General features: G+C 41.5%; 16 protein-coding genes. 11 read left to right on the plus strand and 5 right to left on the minus strand.

What is annotated here, in order from left to right; genetic code table 11:
* Positions 1–91: 91 nt before the first annotated feature.
* Positions 92–2188: an alpha/beta fold hydrolase gene (locus AC0L6H_RS06800; RefSeq protein ID WP_473393355.1), complete on the minus strand. Its 2097-nt coding sequence runs from the start codon at positions 2186–2188 to the stop codon at positions 92–94.
* A 184-nt stretch (positions 2189–2372) separates the two neighbouring features.
* Between AC0L6H_RS06800 and AC0L6H_RS06805 the strand changes: the two genes are divergently transcribed.
* Entirely contained in the window at positions 2373–2933 is a 561-nt protein-coding gene (locus tag AC0L6H_RS06805) for a GNAT family N-acetyltransferase (RefSeq protein WP_473393357.1), read from the plus strand.
* Between the two features lie 96 nt (positions 2934–3029).
* Here the strand turns inward: AC0L6H_RS06805 and AC0L6H_RS06810 are convergent, their stop codons facing one another.
* The 3 genes from AC0L6H_RS06810 to AC0L6H_RS06820 form a co-directional block, all read right to left on the minus strand.
* Positions 3030–3494 (minus strand): META domain-containing protein, encoded by a 465-nt coding sequence (locus tag AC0L6H_RS06810; protein ID WP_473393358.1) that lies wholly within the window; start codon positions 3492–3494, stop codon positions 3030–3032.
* A 298-nt stretch (positions 3495–3792) separates the two neighbouring features.
* Positions 3793–4086, minus strand: a complete 294-nt coding sequence (locus tag AC0L6H_RS06815; RefSeq protein WP_473393360.1) for a type II toxin-antitoxin system RelE/ParE family toxin — start codon at positions 4084–4086, stop codon at positions 3793–3795.
* Positions 4073–4309, minus strand: coding sequence for a ribbon-helix-helix domain-containing protein (locus AC0L6H_RS06820; RefSeq protein WP_473393361.1), 237 nt, complete (start codon positions 4307–4309; stop codon positions 4073–4075). The genes AC0L6H_RS06815 and AC0L6H_RS06820 overlap by 14 nt, the downstream gene beginning before the upstream one ends.
* A 776-nt stretch (positions 4310–5085) precedes the next feature.
* Here AC0L6H_RS06820 and AC0L6H_RS06825 point away from each other — a divergent pair.
* Together AC0L6H_RS06825 and AC0L6H_RS06830 are read left to right on the plus strand one after the other, a co-directional pair.
* Entirely contained in the window at positions 5086–6510 is a 1425-nt protein-coding gene (locus AC0L6H_RS06825; RefSeq protein ID WP_473393363.1) for a hypothetical protein, read from the plus strand.
* On the plus strand, positions 6449–7333 hold the full coding sequence (locus tag AC0L6H_RS06830) for a hypothetical protein (RefSeq protein ID WP_473393364.1): 885 nt from the start codon (positions 6449–6451) through the stop codon (positions 7331–7333). The genes AC0L6H_RS06825 and AC0L6H_RS06830 overlap by 62 nt, the downstream gene beginning before the upstream one ends.
* Positions 7334–7742: 409 nt before the next feature.
* Here AC0L6H_RS06830 and AC0L6H_RS06835 read toward each other — a convergent pair whose 3' ends face one another.
* Positions 7743–9167: an FAD-binding oxidoreductase gene (locus tag AC0L6H_RS06835; protein ID WP_473393365.1), complete on the minus strand. Its 1425-nt coding sequence runs from the start codon at positions 9165–9167 to the stop codon at positions 7743–7745.
* A gap of 352 nt (positions 9168–9519) precedes the next feature.
* On the opposite strand from AC0L6H_RS06835, the gene AC0L6H_RS06840 reads away from it, so the two are divergent.
* The 8 genes from AC0L6H_RS06840 to AC0L6H_RS06875 all read left to right on the plus strand — a co-directional run bounded on the left by AC0L6H_RS06840 (position 9520) and on the right by AC0L6H_RS06875 (position 18087).
* Complete coding sequence (locus tag AC0L6H_RS06840; protein ID WP_473393366.1) at positions 9520–11874, plus strand: chondroitinase-B domain-containing protein; 2355 nt, start codon at positions 9520–9522, stop codon at positions 11872–11874.
* 9 nt (positions 11875–11883) lie between these two features.
* Positions 11884–12930 carry an efflux RND transporter periplasmic adaptor subunit gene (locus AC0L6H_RS06845; protein ID WP_473393368.1) on the plus strand — a complete coding sequence of 349 codons (1047 nt, stop codon included), beginning with the start codon at positions 11884–11886 and terminating at the stop codon, positions 12928–12930.
* Between the two features lie 51 nt (positions 12931–12981).
* Positions 12982–13680: an ABC transporter ATP-binding protein gene (locus tag AC0L6H_RS06850; protein ID WP_473393369.1), complete on the plus strand. Its 699-nt coding sequence runs from the start codon at positions 12982–12984 to the stop codon at positions 13678–13680.
* Complete coding sequence (locus AC0L6H_RS06855; RefSeq protein ID WP_473393370.1) at positions 13677–14834, plus strand: ABC transporter permease; 1158 nt, start codon at positions 13677–13679, stop codon at positions 14832–14834. Before AC0L6H_RS06850 ends, AC0L6H_RS06855 begins: the two co-directional genes overlap by 4 nt.
* 2 nt (positions 14835–14836) lie before the next feature.
* Positions 14837–16024 carry an ABC transporter permease gene (locus tag AC0L6H_RS06860; RefSeq protein WP_473393372.1) on the plus strand — a complete coding sequence of 396 codons (1188 nt, stop codon included), beginning with the start codon at positions 14837–14839 and terminating at the stop codon, positions 16022–16024.
* A 244-nt stretch (positions 16025–16268) separates the two neighbouring features.
* Positions 16269–16925, plus strand: coding sequence for a glycoside hydrolase family 17 protein (locus tag AC0L6H_RS06865; RefSeq protein WP_473393373.1), 657 nt, complete (start codon positions 16269–16271; stop codon positions 16923–16925).
* A 2-nt stretch (positions 16926–16927) separates the two neighbouring features.
* Positions 16928–17158 carry a glycosyl hydrolase family 17 protein gene (locus AC0L6H_RS06870; RefSeq protein WP_473394483.1) on the plus strand — a complete coding sequence of 77 codons (231 nt, stop codon included), beginning with the start codon at positions 16928–16930 and terminating at the stop codon, positions 17156–17158.
* 2 nt (positions 17159–17160) lie between these two features.
* Positions 17161–18087, plus strand: coding sequence for a glycoside hydrolase family 17 protein (locus AC0L6H_RS06875; RefSeq protein WP_473393374.1), 927 nt, complete (start codon positions 17161–17163; stop codon positions 18085–18087).
* Positions 18088–18242 lie beyond the last annotated feature (155 nt).

The following is an 18242-nucleotide window of genomic DNA, read 5'->3' on the forward strand; positions in this document are numbered from 1 at the left end:
CACTATTCGAAACATTTCTTAGTTTGATTTGAGTCCATGATTAAGACTCAAACCAAACTAAATACAAGCACACTCTAACCTTGACTTTGTTCTACCATGGCGTTATCCCCCAGACTAGAAAAATAACACTTAGTAAAATCGCAGAGAAGCTCAAAAGAACAAAGCCTATTAATGTGCGCTTCCTAAGGGGCTTATTCTTATGTGTTTTAAATGTGAGTACAAGCGTCGCTATGCCAAATAATCCTGACAACATTACTAGTAAAGCACCCGCGCTAGCCGGCGGGGCAAAACCCGCCAGGATACTAATTTCGCTAATCTCAACAGCTGCGCCAACACCTGCTCCAATTAGCCCGACTCCAACCAGCAATAAAAGCGATGTAATAAAAGCGGCTATTCGTGGGCGTGCCGGTCCAATGCCTGGCACTGCAACACTACTCGAGCTAAAGCGTCTGGCAACTGCTCCCCAACAAATTATGATGAAAGCTAACAAAGAAACAATAATAGGGGTAGATGCAAAAAAAGCCGGAGCAACGATGTTTTTTGGTTCATCCATAGCTCTTGCTGCGAGCTTTAGATGTATATCGGTTTGTAAGTAGTCTAAAAATTCTGGTGGCTCCACTCCTTCTTCAAGGCATGAAGCATCTAGGTTTTTGAGATTTTGACTTGGGTCGTCAAAAAAGTCAGTGAGCACTTGTGAAGCACATTCTGGCATTGAACGAGTAGGGCCATGACCTGCATAGGGCACAATTACTAAGCGTCCGTTGCTAAACCCAGGTGCAATCCTTTGTGCCAGTGGTGGCGGAGTAACTGGGTCCCACGCACCATTGACTATTAAGGTCGGAATATCGCTTTTAATAAGCTGATAATCTTCACGGTCTCGTGGTGACAAACCAGCCTCGACACAGGCGTCAGCCATTAACTGGGAGCCTTCGACAGAAAATGCCCCCTCACTAAAGCCAAAGTCTTCTTGTAAATCTTCTGCCGCAACACTGGCTTCTGCGGCCATATAGCCATCGTTACATCGTATTGCGCTACCCATACCTTCCGAAAAGCCTGAAAATCCACCGTCAACATCTGCCATGACCTGAAACACTTCTTCATCTCTATTTTCAATCATGCTGACTAAGCTTCGCATAACCGAGGGAATAGCCGGGTGAGCATCTTGTTCATAGAGCATTGAAAATGGCGCAAATGGCACAATCAAGGCGGGTATATTTGCTTTACCCGACGGAAAAACCTCTTCATCAAAGGTATCTACCGTAATCGGATTTGCGATAAGTGCGTTACCGGCGGCATAAAAGGCTTCTTCTAAACCATCACAAATTGAGGCGTCTTGACGAGCACATTCTTCAAATACATTGGTATTGTTTCGCGCTACCCATCGATGGATACGCATTAAGTCGCCTAAATCATTTGGTACAATTGCATCTAGCACTAAAGCGCGTATGGCATCACCGTCAACGTTAACCAACATTTGTCCTAAATGACTTCCGTAGCTAATACCCCAAACATTCCACGAATCAAACCCCAAGGCTTGGCGAAGCGCTCGTACATCGCGGGCATTTTCGACAGTATTGTAGGCAGTCAAATCGACACCTCGATTGCTAGCGGCTGCAAAACACGCTTTCATGCGTTGTGCGTTTTCAATTTCTTGTGCTTTTTGGTTTTCTGCAAGGACAAGTTCACGACTAGTGTTGCCATAGTAGGGGCAAAGCTCTTCAGAATCACCAATACCACGTTGATTAAGAATATATAAATCACGGGTTTTGGTTAAATCATGTTCTAAAAAGCGACCAACATAAAAATCTATCCCCGCGCCTGGCCCACCGGTAAGGTAGATAATTGGGTCTTCTCGTGCTTCAAGCACTTCTTCATCATCTTTTGATGACTTATCATCGTCTTTATCGAGACTCGCCTCGGCGACGATATGAGTAAATATGATTCGAAGTAAACGACTGTTAGGGACTTCTCTGTTTTCAGGCACGGTAATAAAGCCGCAGCGCACTCGGCCGGGTTCATAATCAACCTCATTTTTAAACGGGCAAATCACATTAGTGACGTCACTAACATAATCGTTTAAAACAACATTATTTGTTACTTCAGGTTCTGGTGATTGTTGGGCGAAAGCTTGTGCATACAAAGAAAATACAAATAACGCTAAGAGGTATAGTGAGTTGTTCGTCATCATTTAAAGTCCCTTATTATTCTATTTGGACCATAGGCCATTGCTTTAGAGTATATGACTAAATAAAGCTACTTACTACAGCTCTATACCGCAGGGGTTTTGTACTGTAGCTTAGAAGTGTTGATATTCTTCCCAATGTGTAACAATGTCGCTAGTCCTAAAAACAAGCTTTTTAAAGCGAGCCATTGTGAAAACCATTAATAATTCAGCGCGGCTGCAATATCGTTTGTACGATTTAAATAATCAAAGTATGCGCGAACATGATATCGATGAAATCTGGCAAATAGACCAAGACCCAGAAGTAATGCGCTTCCTTACCAAAGGGGTTATTACAAGCCGAGATGTCATGCAAAGTATTTTTATTCCCCGCATAAATTCATACACCGATACTGACAATGGTTACGGTATGTGGCGGGTAGCGCTAGCAAGTGACAATACCTGTATTGGCGAGATTATTGTGCGGCCCATGAACTTTTTTACCGAATCACCACATTTGCATGATATTGAATTGGGCTGGCGCTTTATTAGAAAGTACTGGGGCAATGGCTACGCGACCGAAGCTGCCGCGCATCTAATGCAAGAAATCGCCAAAAAACCGGAAGTTAAACATTTTTCTGCAATGGCAGACCCAAAAAACCTTGCTTCAACCCAAGTAATGCAAAAACTAGGGATGCAATTTGTTGAGCATGTTGTACACAGCGATCCCTTAGGAGACACGCCGGTTGATATTTACCGGATTAACCTTTAACTTACGCTGTTTGTCGTTTAGGGCCTGTGTATTATTAAATCCGAGAATAAAGCCAATAAGGAATAATTGTAAAAGCGCTTGATGCAAGGTGTAACATTAATTGTTTGACAAACTACTATTAGACAATTTAATCATTCGCAATTTTTGCTGCCCCTCTTGGTCGACGATAATCACAATGTCATTTTCCAATAAGTCATAGGCAACAGCGCTGCTTAATGCTGATAAAAAGCGTTGTTCTTGATTCATTAAAGCAGGTGGGCAGGCTTTACGAGTGCTGATTGTTTGGGATATGTTAATGAAGCCATTTTCAATTATTGTATTTGCAGAATAGCGATTACAACCGGTGGAGCCAGAAACCCGACCGTTTTCTTCTATGTTTAGCGTAATCATGGAATAGTCGATTATGCCACCTTGGTCAATATCTTCAACTTGCCACAAACCAAGCAGGGGAGATTCATTTGTCACCTCAACGTTTGGTGGGATTGAGTCGGGCTTATTCGTGCAGGCTGCAAGTGCGAATATAGTTAAGGTCATTAAAAAGTATTTAAGTTTAGAATTCACTATTGTTCCTATTAAGCATAGTTTGAGAACACCATAGCAGTATAGATGCTTAACATCATGGTTTTCCAGCCAATATGCCAAAAGTGTAATATTAAATAGCTTACGATTTAAATAAAAGATCTAAGCGAGATAAGAAAAGGATGCTTATCCTCAAGTATTAATGAGCATATTATCATTTTTCGTAAGACTAAGTATGGCGTGAGGGTACTGCGAGTACTTTATAAAAAAATGGATTTTGTTCGCCATCTTTAACTGGCAAATACCATCCAATAATGGTCATAGTTTGAGTGTTTGCAAGCTATAGCCAGACATCCATATCTTGACTACCAAGGATTGCCATAACATCTACCCAGTCATGATTAATACGATAGTAAATAACATCAGCGCGATGAGGATATCGTCTATAGCCTTGCCTAAAGTGGTCTACTGATTGATAAGCTAGAGGAGTTGCGGCTATCTTCCCAAAGGCATCAAAGAAACTCTGGAAATATTCATCAGCTTGCTTTTCGCCAAATTCTTTATATCCATAGACATATATTCGTCGCAGATCTTCTTTCGCCTCAGAAGTTAAACGATATTTAGTCAATATCATTGACACTCTGTTTAAACTCCGCAAGCATTTCTTTAGGTGATTGATACACGAAATCGCTTTTTTCTGCTCGGTCAAACTTTTGATTAATATATTCAGCGCGCCTAGCCCGCCTGACTAAGTCATTGATGAGCTCACTTTTACTGGCGTAATCGCCAGCGCCATCTACTTGAAGCTTGAGCCACTCGTCGTTCTTTTCAGTCAGAGTTACACTTTGTCTAGCCATACTTTATTGCTCCCATTTTATTGGTGCAATATTACACCAATCACGTAAATCATTCCATTTGAACTTTAGGTTCGCTTTACTGCATTAAAATATTACTATTAAACAGCCTAACTGGTCGGTTCTAAATTCAAACCGCTTACGTTGTGGCCGCCTAAAGCATGCATTTTAATATCTGCCTATGTTTAGTTTTGATCAAAAATTATTTATTTGAAGGAGGCGCTGGATATCCTTTTAAGCGCATTTTATGTTGGGGTAGTTGCGTCCCGAATTTGAGATTAGCTTCGGAAAATTTGTTCTCACCAACTAATTTCGATAAGTTGACAGTACCCTAATTGTTTTAGAAACAGATTTACCTTCAAATTTTGCGCTGGATGTTTTCAGTTTGCTAGTAGAGTTGGGAAATTTCTGCCTCCGCAGGAAGGACGCAGATTGTGGTGGTGAAACTTACCCTTAATCGCCGTACATATAAAGTATGCTTGTATCTACGTACATTCAAAACAACATTCTTCAAGTAAACAGACTCTTCACCCAAATGCAATTTAAATCAATACAAATCTACACCAACCGCGAGTTATAAAGCGTTAAACTCAATAAAAATCGGACATGTTGCATAGAAAAGGCTTATCGTTTATCTGTCCTTTCATAAATGTTCAGAATATGATCCACGTCAAGTCCTCGATAGACTGTTTTTGCTAACTTTGATCACGTATTGATTTTGGTGCGTCATTTATTTGGGCCAATTATCAACATAAATCGAGCTAAATAAGAGGACTACCATGATGATAAAGCCACTCAACCAGAACACTGATAGAAAGCCTATTTGTGCAAGAAAGTTAGGACACTCTAACAATCGCCATTGCGATATTACTAAACCCGCTTATTTCGCAAGAAAAAGCATATTCACGAAAGCCCAATTTATAGCTGCGATGACATTCGCTTATTTAGTCTTACCATTAAGTGGCGCATCAGCAAGCATTATTGAAGTCAATACCGATAATTTGAGTATTAGTGGCTTGATTGGAACACAATATACAACCCGAATAGGGCTGAAGGAAGAGGCCCAGTTTATCTTCCAAGGCGACCTAGATCTTTCTAACAGTACAATAAATTTTACAGGAAGTAGAACCGCATCAATTATTGTTGGAGGAAACGCGACACTAATTAATTCCAATTTTCAATTATCTGCTACTAGCAGCGCTGGTATCCTCGGCGGAGGTTCGGGTGGAAATGGTGGTGATGGCGGAAATGGTGGTGATGGCGGAATTGGTGGCAAAGGTGGTAAAGGCGGTAATGGTGGTGACGGCGGTCGTATCTGTATTTTAGACTGTCCGGACGGTAGTTCGGGACAGGGTGATAGTGATATTTCCAGTGTCAACGGCGCTGACGGGACAAGCGGTTCAATCGGAGCATTCGGATATAACGGTACCGCCGGCAAGAATAACTCCACAGGAGCGGGCATAGGTGGCATTGGTCAGTCAATAGCCAACGCAGGTATAAAAGGCCCTTCTGTTGACGGAGGGGAGGGAGGAACAGGCGGCTTTGGTAGTGGGCTTCCTGGGGACGACGGCGGTAATGGTGGTAATGGCGAATGGGGTATTTCAGGAAGTGATGGCAGCAGCGGCGCTAACGGTAATAATGGTGTTAGGGCGGTAAATAATATCACTGGGTTCGACACAATTTCTGCGGGCAGCGGCGGAGGAGCAGGGGCTGGTGGTCAAGGTGGCGGCGGCGGTGGTGGTGCCAGTGGTGGTGGCGGTGGTGGTGGCGGTGGCGGTGAAGAAGGAGAGAGAACAAGTAATGGTGAAGGTGGTGCCAGCGGCGGTAGTGGCGGTGGTGGCGGCGGTGGTGGCAGTGGAGCAAAAGGCGGCACTGGCGGATTTGGTGGCGGTGGTGGCGGTGCTTTAGAGATAATAGCCTATGGTAATCTCGATATTAGTAATGCAAATTTAGAGGCGCGTGGAGGCGAAGGCGGTATACCAACGGTTGGTCAAAATGGAGTTGATGGTAGACGAGGAATTAATGGAACCAGAGGTTCAAATACTTCTGGCCGCTTTGGCCAATATGGTCGTGCGGGGGGAAGCGGAGGACAAGGCGGAGTATTCAGTCCCACCACCGCTGGTAATTCAGGTGGAGAAGGCGGTGCTTGGTCTAACCCCGGCTCAGGCGGTACTGGGAATAGACGGTGGAGGTTCGGGTGGTAGTGGTGGTTATGGCGGAACTGGTGGCACAGGAGGCTCAGCTGGTTTCGGTGGCCAAGGCGCAGGGGGTTCTGGTGGGACAATAAAACTTGTTGGGTCAACGGTAAGTAGCACTGGTACGTACGTTGACACTTCAGGAGGGGCTAGCTTAGGTGACGCCGGTGGTAGTGGCCGATTGTTGTTTGGCAATAATGTCGGTCAAACCTATCAAGGCTCGAACATTTCGGCAACACCTGAATCGGGTTCAGGCCCTACAGATATCAATCCGTTCTTGGCTGGTGGTTCTGCCGGTGAAACTCCTTTTATACCTGAACTTAAGGGTGGGCCAGAAATATATGGCCTTTCGAATACGTCCATACCAAACGTGTTCGATGGCATTGCATTGCCCACATACGAAACCGTGGCACTGGTGCGTCGAGACACTATTTATGATTTACCTGAATTTGTTGGTTTTGATGCTTTGTACCTTGCTAACCTTAGCGGAATTGAAATTTTACTTCCAAAACTTGGCGTAGGTTTCCCACAATTCACACATTCTTTGTTGAAAAGAGGAAGCGCGTTAAATCCATTTTTTGGGGGAAGTGGTTCACAAAAACTAGTCACGTTAAAACCTTTTGAAATATATACAATGCTAATCCCTGAATCCTCGGTGTTTTTTAATTTCAGTGGCGTGGCTAATAATAATTTCTTTGAGCTAAGCACTGCAACTCTACAACCCGGTCAATTCATTTCAATTGCAGTAAATGAACCCCGAAACGTTGCCTTCTTTGCGCTTTGCACATTGGGGATATTTTGTTTGCGAAAAAAAATTAAAGGCTCCCTCTGAGCGTCACTATGACGAGTGGGTACGTACAAAACGTAAGTACAAAACGCTCACCGTTTATCTTGCGCGTTTGATTCAGCCCTTGATTAGGTACTGTCAAGTTAACATTCACTATGCTGTTTAGGGGGTTCCCACTTTCGTGGGAACGACCTAGGATGTTTGAAATGTAAAAGTATTCAATCCGTCCGGAATTTGCCTCTTAGCCGACAGTCAAGACTCCATGGCCCCCAACCGTCTTTATGATCTTTTTCTAAAAAAGAGCTTTGTCTTGATGCCAGCTTACTAACCAGTTATTCCCAGTATTTCTATCAGAAAATATAACACTACTAACGGGTGTTCTAATTCAAAGCATTGCTTTAGTTTACTCGTGCTCATAATCAGCAATGTGTTTATGATTTGCCTCGTAATGTTGTTACCAAAGTTTATTTCTGAAACGATATTCGGGGTCTACTTTTCTCTTTAGTTCAAAGTATTCACCAGCCCTAGGGTAGGCGCTAGCGAACTGTTCGCTTGTCGCATGAAGTTGATACGGCAAATAATAGGCGCCATTTTCTTCAATGACTGCATTAATTATTTCTCTACTCCAAAGTTCTACTTCTTTACGTGCCGCTTCGCTAGTTCCTTGACGATAATAAACAACAAAGGCAAATACTTCGGTTCTCGCCCAAGCTAATAATGAACCACTATCTGGCAGTGCATGGCGAATTGAAACATTGATAATATTAGCTTGATGCTTCTTGAATATGTCAGCCATTTTGATGCCAAAGCGGTCGAAGTTTTCAACTGGAACAAAGTACTCCCTGAGTGCGTAGGTCTGATTCGTTCGAGAAGATGGTTCAAGTTCGTTAACATCATAGCTTGCTTCGTAGTTTCGCCATTGCACTACATTTACAGAGTATAGGATTGGCTCTAAAACATGTTGGCGCATCCATTTCCCAAAGTTTGAATCGGCTACAAATTGGGCCACTTTAGGTTGCCAAGTATAGTCTTTGTTCTTGGGAATAAGTCTTTGTTCAACGGTCAAGGCTTCATCAGTAGTTAGCCAACTAACGCTACGTAGCTCATTAAAGTTTGGAGGGTAAATATCAGCATTATGGAAAATAACGCTTTGGTCATTTCTGATATTAGTAGAAAAATATTCCTTATAGTTTTGAACCTTCATTGTTTCGGTGTAACGTTTAACTTTAACGTTATCTGCAAGGTTTAAAGTAACCTCAGCAATAACCGCTATGCCACCGTAGCCGCCAATAGCCCCGTAAAATAATGTCGAATTGTGTGTTGGAGAAGCAATTACAATTTCACCATTCGCTTTGATTAATTTTATCGATTCAACAGACCTAATAATTGGGCCTTCCCCAATGTATCTGCCATGAACATTTACACTCAACGAACCGCCAACAGTAAAGTTTGCGTATGTTTGCATGATTTTTATAGAAAGGTTTTCAGGATCAATAAGCTCTTGCAGGGTCCGCCAAGTAATGCCGCTCTGCACAGTTACTTGTTTATTCGCGGTGTCTAACGCCAGCACTTTGTTGAAGGTTCGCATGTCAAAATGAATACTGTCAGGGTAGGCAATTTGCCCACCTTGACTAAATCGCCCGCCACCAATTGAGATTGGCCCTGTAGTCGATTGAATTGCATCAACTATATCCTCAATAGATCTTGGTTGAATGACACGAGTAACTTCGATGGGATTTAGCTGAGTAATATCGTTTACAATATTTAGCTGTTGATCTTTTGGAGGGTTGCTGTCATCAAAATCGATAAAAATATAGGCAATAAATAGGCCTAGCAATAGCAGTAAACTTACTGTTATTTTGAGTATAAACCTAAGCAAAAGAACACTTCCTTTTAATCCGAATTCCATAACAAATAATGGCATATAAACGCTGATTTAGTAATTAATTTCAAACATCGCTTTGCTTTACATTTAAAAACTGACGACTCTCAGAAATTGGAAGTAACAAAACTTAAGTAAATGACAGAGCAAGAAAAGCGTCGTTGGCAGCAACATTAAGTAGTTGAACGTGGCAATCCTGTGAAAACCTCAATGGGTGAAATGTTTGTTTTAAGATGGCGAGTTAGCAATCATAAGATTAGGTACAACAGCTTGATATGTGAAATTTGGTTTCAACAAGAAAAAGTGTATAGTCAGAACTCACATCATCAATTTTAGATATAAAGGTATTATGAAAAAATTAATATTAACGTTAGGCATATCTTTCTTTTTATTCGCTTGTAATCAGTTAAGCACAAACAATACTTCTGCCACCGATGGCGTTCAACTTAGTGCAGTAAATAGTGCAGTAAATCAGGTTTTGGTTGGCAATGATGCTCAATTAAAAGAAGCTATAAAGAATGCTATTGCGGGTGATCATATAGTCTTAAAAAATGGCACTTATACTGATGTGCAAATCGAATTTTTTGGCGAGGGTACAAAAGAGAAGCCTATCGTTTTGCGAGCGGAAACTGCCGGTAAGGTTTTTATTGAAGGCAAATCTAATCTTCAAATTGGGGGCAACTACTTAGTTGTGCAAGACCTGCATTTTAGAAACGGTTACACGCCTACCAGAACCGTGATTCGATTTAAAATTGATGATGACAAAGTCGCGTTCAACTCTAAAGTGACAAACACTGTTATTGAAGAGTTCACTCAATTAAACAGGCACGACAGCGATACATGGGTTGAATTTTGGGGTCAACACAATGAGTTAAGCAATAACTATATTGCTGGGAAATCGAATTTTGGGCCAACGGTTATGGTGCGTTTATCTGGAAACCAACATGTTAATACCCATCATCAAATCGTGAATAACCATTTTGGACCACGGCCAAGAAAAGGTGGCCCTCATGGCGAAACTATGCAAATTGGCAATAGCTCAACATCAATGACACCCGCATATGTGAATGTTGAAAATAACTTGTTTGACCGCGCAAATGGTGAAGTTGAAATTATCTCAAGTAAATCTAACTTTAATCGGTTTAAAAACAATGTGTTCTACAAAAGCGAAGGCTCTTTAGTTTTAAGACACGGAAATTACGCGACCATCGATGGCAATATTTTCATAGGTGATGATGATTCAACTTTTTATGGCGGTATTAGGGTAATCAACACTGGCCACTGGATTACAAATAACTACTTTTACAAATTAAATGGTGAAAAATTTAGAGCGCCAATTGCTGTAATGAACGGCATTCCTAAATCACCATTAAATAGATACAACCAAGTGACAGACGTAGTTGTTGCTTATAACTCGTGGATTGAGTCTCCAACGCCGTGGTATTTTAGCGTTGGCTCTAATGTAGACCAAAGCGCGGTATTGCCAAAATCTGAAATACGTTCTGCAAGACCAATAAGAACGCTATTTGCCAATAATCTAATATACAACTCAGATAAAGCAGACTATCCCATTTATCGCTACGATGAAGTTGATGGCGTTAGCTTCAAAAACAATATTTCAAACAATGAAAACAAAACGGATGTCGTGTCGGCTGGACTCGTGACGCAAGCTTTGGATATGCAAAGGGTCTCAGAATACTTAGTCGCGCCAGTATCTAACAACTCAGATGTCTACAATGGTTTTGATTTCGCTAAAATTGAAACAGACTTATTTGGAACAAGCAGAAGTTCGAACAATAACGTGGGCGCAATTATAAGCCCAATAGCGTCAGAAACAGTTTTGTTCGATAAAGCAAATTATGGCACCAGTTGGTTTACTGCCGAAGAAGAACAAAAAGAAGCAGCAGTCTTTCAGGTTGCTAATGCTAATGAATTATCAACAGCAATTAATAAAGCGAACTCAGGCGATATAATTGAGTTGACCTCGTCAGACTATTCGATTGATGCCACCATTGATATTAATAAAGAAATTTCAATTGTGTCGGCCAACAAAGACAGTAAGTCGACCTTAAATTTCAGTTCTCAAGGCACGGCGTTTTTAATGCTGCCAAAAGGTCATTTGCATTTAAACAGCGTAATTATTAGAGGTAACAATAAGCAACATGCATTTTCTACCTTAGATAAGAATATGTCTAAAGCCTATGACCTATCTATAGAAAACGCTGAGATTTATAATTTCATGAATGTGTTGGAAGTATCTAAAGCTTCATTTGCGGACTCAATCACGGTCAATAACGCAATCATTGCTAATAATCAAAACGGGTTTATGCTAAACAAGGAAGATGATGACAAGGGTGATTACAACGTGGAGTTTTTAACGATTACAAACTCTACCTTTAATAATATTTCAGGCTCTATTATTGATTACCACCGCGGTGGATACGATGAATCAACCATTGGCGGATACTTGGTTTTTGAAAATAACACCGTGACTAACTCAGGGGCAGAGCAGGCCGATAGTGTCCTCATCAAAAACCGAGGAATAGTAAATGTGGAATTTAAAAACAATACCTTCAAGAATAACCCAGTGAAATTGATTGCTGTTCTTTGGGGAGCAAAAGGTCAAAAGCCAGTTGATAATACCACTATTAATTCAGGCAAGATTGAAGTTGTGCAGAATTTGAAATTAAAATTAATGTATTAAGGGATAAACGTGGCAGACAAGAGCGAACTGTTAAAACAACTAAAAATTGATAGACAAGCAAGCAGTGAGTCATCCCAACTTAAAGTGTGGCATCTATTACTTGTCGCGATTGTTTGCATTGGCGTAACGTATTGGCTAACGTCGCGTTATCAGCGCGACGTTTCTGAAACTGCAGTAGCGGTCACTAGCGAGCCGAATAAAGTAAATACGCAAAATAAAAACGAATCGACGGTCGCCATTAACAGTGTTGACAACAGCTCACCAAGCTCGACAAAAAACGCAACAAATAATGACAGCATTCTCAATTCGTCTGGTTATATTACCGCTAGACGCATGGCAACTGTATCATCAGAAGTAATGGGACTGATTACCGAAGTCAACGTAGAAGAAGGCATGGAAGTCAAAGAGGGGCAAGTGTTAGCTCGCCTCGATGACGCCCTTGCTAAAGTCAATTTTGAATATGCCCAAGCGCAAATTGCGGTTTTAAATGCAAGGCGAAAATCAATCGTTGCAAACTTAGATGAGGCACGCCTAGTGTATAAACGGGTACTTGATAATCAATATTCAAGTAACGCAGAACGCACCAGGGCATTCGCAAGTCAGCAAAGCCTTATTGCTAATCTAGAAAGTGCAGATGCAGACCTGGTACTCGCCAAAATTGAAATACGTCGACAATTAGAACGCTTAGATGATCATACCATTAAGGCACCGTTTGGCGGTGTAATTACCCAAAAAAATGCACAACCGGGTGAAATTGTTGCGCCCTCGTCAGCAGGCGGTGGTTTTACCCGAACAGGAATATGTACCATTGTTGATATGAGCTCATTGGAGATAGAAGTTGACGTAAACGAATCGTTTATTGGACGCGTTTATCCAGGGCAAGCCGTGGAGGCTGTGCTTGATGCCTACCCAGATTGGAAAATACCTGCCTCGGTGATTGCTACTATTCCCACTGCCGACCGTGCTAAAGCAACGGTTCAGGTGCGTATCAATATTGAACTTGAAGACGCTCGAATTTTGCCGGAAATGGGCGTAAAGGTGGGCTTTTTAAAATAATTAGCCTCAACGATGAACAAAGAAAGTAAAAAATTAGAAAAGGATATTTTTATGAGCACCGACAATTTATTCGAACTCAGTAATGTATCTAAACGCTTTACGAAAGGTAAAGAGACGATCAGCATTTTTGAAGATTTAAATATGAATATCAAAAAAGGTGATTTTATGGCAATTATGGGCCCATCAGGCTCGGGTAAAACTACCTTACTAAACCTTTTAGGTGGCGTCGACCAACCTACTACGGGCGAAATTACCTTTGATGGGAAACGTATCGACAACCTTAGCGAAAGCCAACTAGCTAAGTGGCGGGCGAATAACATCGGGTTTATTTTTCAATTTTATAATTTGATGCCAATGTTAAATGCAGCTAAAAATGTTGAATTGCCTTTGTTGCTAACAAATCTCAGCAGTAGTGAACGTAAAAAACAAGTTGAAACAGCGCTCGAATTAGTTGGCCTGAGTGACAGAGCCAAACATATGCCAAACGAAATGTCAGGCGGTCAACAACAACGTGTTGCCATTGCTAGAGCCGTTGCATCTGATCCAAAATTTCTATTATGTGATGAACCAACAGGCGACCTAGATAGACAAACCGCGGACGAAATTTTAGAGATGCTTCAGTTACTTAATGAGGAATTTGGTAAAACTATTGTGATGGTAACGCACGATCCATCTGCCGCCAAATACGCGAAACACACTGTTCATTTGAATAAGGGGGAATTTGTTAAGCAAGAGGAATTGTTGTCATGAAAGACCTCTATTTAGTCTATAAAAATTTAACCCGCAAAAAGCTAAGGTTATTTTTGACAACCTTTGCGATTTTTATTGCCTTTTTAATTTTTGGGGCAGTAATGACTTTGCGTAGCGCCTTAAATTCAGGTGTAGAAATGTCGGCAGACAATCGCTTGGTGGTAGTACATAAAACCAGTTTTACCAACCCTTTGCCCTATGCCTATGTCAATAAAGTCAAAAATGTAGATGGCGTTAAAGATGTCGCCCATGCTAATTGGTTTGGCGGATATTACAAAGAACCTACTAGTCAGGTCGTTACCTTCGCTGTTGACCCTACTTCCTACATGAAAGTATATCCCGAACTCGTACTTCCTCCAGACCAATTAGAAACTTGGTTTAATAACCAAACGGGTATGATCGTTGGAGAACGCATTGCTAAAGCAAATAACTGGAAAGTAGGTGACCGCATTCCATTGTCTTCAAATATATTTTCTCAAAAGACGGGCGGCCAAACGTGGGAGTTTGAGATCGATGGAATATTTAAAGGTGATGATGAAAAAGTAGATACAAGTTATGTGTTAATTCATTATAAATATTTTAATGAAACTCAAGCTTGGGGCGGGGACAGCATTGGCTGGATTATTTTGACAACCACCGATGCTGCACTTAACGAACAAGTCGCAACAACAATCGATGACAATTTTGCGAACTCCAATAACGAAACAGACACCAGTACAGAACAAGCGTTCAATAAGGCATTTATCGACCAAATTGGCAATATAGGCTTGATTATTTTCGGTGTGGTATTTATGGCATTTTTTACCATATTAATAGTGGTAGGAAACACTATGGTACTGGCTATTCGCGAGCGAACAAAAGAAATTGCGGTACTCAAAACCTTAGGTTTTGAATCCACCCGCATATTTAAAATGGTTTTACTAGAATCATGTTTGCTAGCGTTTTTAGGTGGGCTATTAGGCTTAGCTGTTGCGAATATGGTTATCAACGTAGCGTCTGAAGAAATGGCAAGATTTTTACCTAACTTAATACTCGACCAAGATATTATATTGCAAGCACTCGCTTATATGCTGCTTTTAGGGCTTATCACAGGAATAGCACCTGCCATTAGGGCCTTACGATTAAATATTGTTACAGCTTTCAGTAGGGGATGATAATGAGTACATTAATGTCACAAAGTGCTGCAGTTATTAAAATGAACATTCAAAGTTTACCACGCCGGTTGTGGATGTCTTTAGCTATGGTGTTTGCTAGCGCAGTCGTTGTTGCAATATTGCTTGCTTTTTTGGCAATGAGCAAAGGCTTTGAAGCTACCTTACAAAGCGCCGGCTCTGATGATGTTGCGTTTTTTATGCGTACTGGCTCAGCTGCCGAATTAAACAGTACAACCTTGAAAGAACAAGTAAACTTAATTGAGCTTGCCCCAGGGATTCTCAAAGATGATCAAGGTCCCGTGGTATCACCTGAGCTATATGTAATGGTAGATGGCCTAAAAAAATCAACCCAAAGTGAGGCAAATATACCCTTACGCGGCCTTGAGCAAACAGGCATATCAATGCGCAAAGGTTTTACCTTAACAGCAGGGCGCTTATTTACGCCTGGTACCGACGAGCTCATAGTAGGTGCTGGCATATTACGTGAGTTTGACGGTTTTGAATTAGGCCAAGAAATTCGATTTGGCAAAAATAGATGGAAAGTAGTTGGCGTGTTTTCTACTGGTGGAAACGTATTTGAAAGTGAATTATGGGCAGACGCGAAGGTTATTCAGAATCTTTATAATAGAGGGAGTTCTTATCAATCTGTGCGCGCTCGACTCGCACCAGGTGCAAGTATCGAAGAAATTTCTGACTATTTAAAAAGTGAGCCGCGTTTAACTCATGACGTGCAAACCGAATCAGCTTATTTCGCTGCACAAGGAAAAAGTTTGTCTTACATGGCGACTTTTGGTTGGGTTATTAGCTCTATTATGGCATTAGGTGCTCTGGCGGGGGCATTAAATACCATGTATACATCGGTGTCTGACCGGGCTATGGAGATTGCCACCTTACGTGCCATCGGCTTTAGCCACTTTTCTGCGTTTATTGGCACTATGGTTGAAGCGATGACATTGGCTGTTATTGGTAGCCTAGTAGGCTCTATAGCAGCCTATATTTTCTTTGATGGTTTGAGTGCGTCTACGCTCGGTGGTAGTTTTACACAAGTGGTATTTAGTTTTAATTTAACACCAGAGTTATTTCTTAATGGCATTTCCCTTGCGTTAATCATTGGCTTTATTAGCGGGTTTTTTCCAGCTTGGCGGGCTGCAAATGTCCCTGTGATTGTCGCTTTTCAAGCCGATCACTAAATATATATGAGGCAGTATGCGCGCACTTTGTTGTGTGCATACTCCCATTAAAGAATCTGTCACAGACTCGTTTGCAATTGCCTCAATAAAAAAGCGACCAATCGATAATTCTAGTGCGTACTCTTGGTGGGTTTTTAACACTGCACCTCGTTAGTAGTCCACTTTATCGACTTTTTAATGCATGTACCTCTGGTATCGGCTAGTTTCCACACAGATTATTTTTGTCACTTGGAATTTTGATTACATGAGCGCTCGATACGACCATATTTTATCCTTAACTGGCCTAAACAAAGCAGAAGCTAGCGATGAGCAACTTCGCGCCTTGTATCATGAACAATTAAATAAGGGCTTGGTTGGCCTTTGCATTAGCCCTTACGAAGAAGGGCAGGAGCCAGGTGACGAGCTGAGCGAAGAACAAGTGCATAGACGACTCAAAATCATGCAGCCTTATACCAAATGGGTTAGATCTTTTTCGTGCACCGAAGGTAATCAACATGTGCCCATTATTGCTAAAAGGCTTGGCATGCAGACTTTAGTTGGCGCATGGTTAGGTGAGGATGAAGAAAAAAACCAAAATGAAATTAATGCACTCATCGAATTGGCGAAAACCGGTGTAGTCGATATAGCAGCTGTTGGTAACGAAGTGCTTTATCGCAAAGAGCTAACCCAAGAGCAACTCATCGCCTACATCGAACAAGTGAAACAAGCCCTGCCGAATATTCCAGTGGGCTATGTTGACGCGTACTATGAATTTGAAAATCATCCTGAATTAACAGAAGTTTGTGATGTTGTGTTGGCAAATTGCTACCCTTACTGGGAAGGCTGTCATATAGATTATTCTTTGTTATATATGAAAGATATGTATCAACGAGCTAAAAAGCTGCCAATGGCAAGCGCGTAATTATTACCGAAACTGGTTGGCCTAGCCAAGGCGAGCAGTTTCATGGGGCGCAACCCTCTGAAGAAAACGCAATGAAGTATTTTATAGACGCGCAATACTGGTCACAGCAAGATAATATCGAAATGTTCTACTTTTCTTCATTTGATGAGAGTTGGAAAGTGGGTGCAGAAGGAGACGTTGGCGCGTACTGGGGTTTGTGGGATAAGCACGAACAATTAAAATATCAAGAATAACAATGAGTATAGTTATGACGCGAGTATTACCAATAGAACCAGCAATTTGTTATTCGGGCTTTCGTGAAAATCAAAGCCCAGATAGCCAAATTTACCCTACCTACGAGCAAGTCAAAGAAGACTTATTGATACTCGAAAAATCGTGGTCTTATTTAAGACTGTATGATTGCGACCCGCATGCGCAAACCATTATTGAGGTTATTCAGAAAGAAAAGCTACCCTTACGGGTGATGCTAGGCGCTTATGTAACCGCCGAAATCAATAATGAAAACTGCCCGTGGGGCGGTACATATGAGCAAAGTCAGCTAGACGCGAATAAAAAGTATAATGACGAACGCATTGATTTATTAATCAACTGGGCCAATCGTTACCCTGATATTGTGCATTCGCTATCCGTTGGCAACGAAGCAAGTGTTGATTGGACCGATCATCTTATTAGCGTTGAACGCCTAATAGACTTTGTACGTAAAGTAAAAGCAAAATGTAAGCAAAGCGTCACCTTTTGCGAAAACTATGTTCCTTGGCTCGAAAAGCTTCAGCCTTTGGTTGATGAAGTCGATTTTATCTCTATCCACACCTATCCGGTTTGGGAATATAAGCAAATTGAAGAAGCGATTGAATACACAGAACAAAACTACAATGATGTCGCAAAATTATACCCTCACAAACAAGTTGTTATCACCGAAGCAGGCTGGACAACGCATTCAAACGGACGCGGCATTGAACCTAGCAACGTCTGCGAAATGCGTCAAAAACGTTATTACAACGAGATAACGGATTGGGCAAAACAAAATGAAGTTATCGTATTCGTATTTGAAGCATTTGACGAACCATGGAAAGGTTCTCATGAGCCAAAAGAACCAGAAAAGCACTGGGGCTTATTTACTGTAGATAGAAAGCCAAAGCTTGTCATGCAAGACGATTATTAACAAACGCAAATACTAAAGCTAGGGAATGGCTCTGATAGCTGATTTTATTGACGGGCAAGTTGACGCCCATTCCAGACCTTCGAAATTATGTTTCGAAAAAAACCTTTGCTTTCGCAATCAGGCAAAAAACATCATATTGCGGTCAGTACTCCACC

The organism is Glaciecola sp. G7-5, assembly GCF_055808975.1.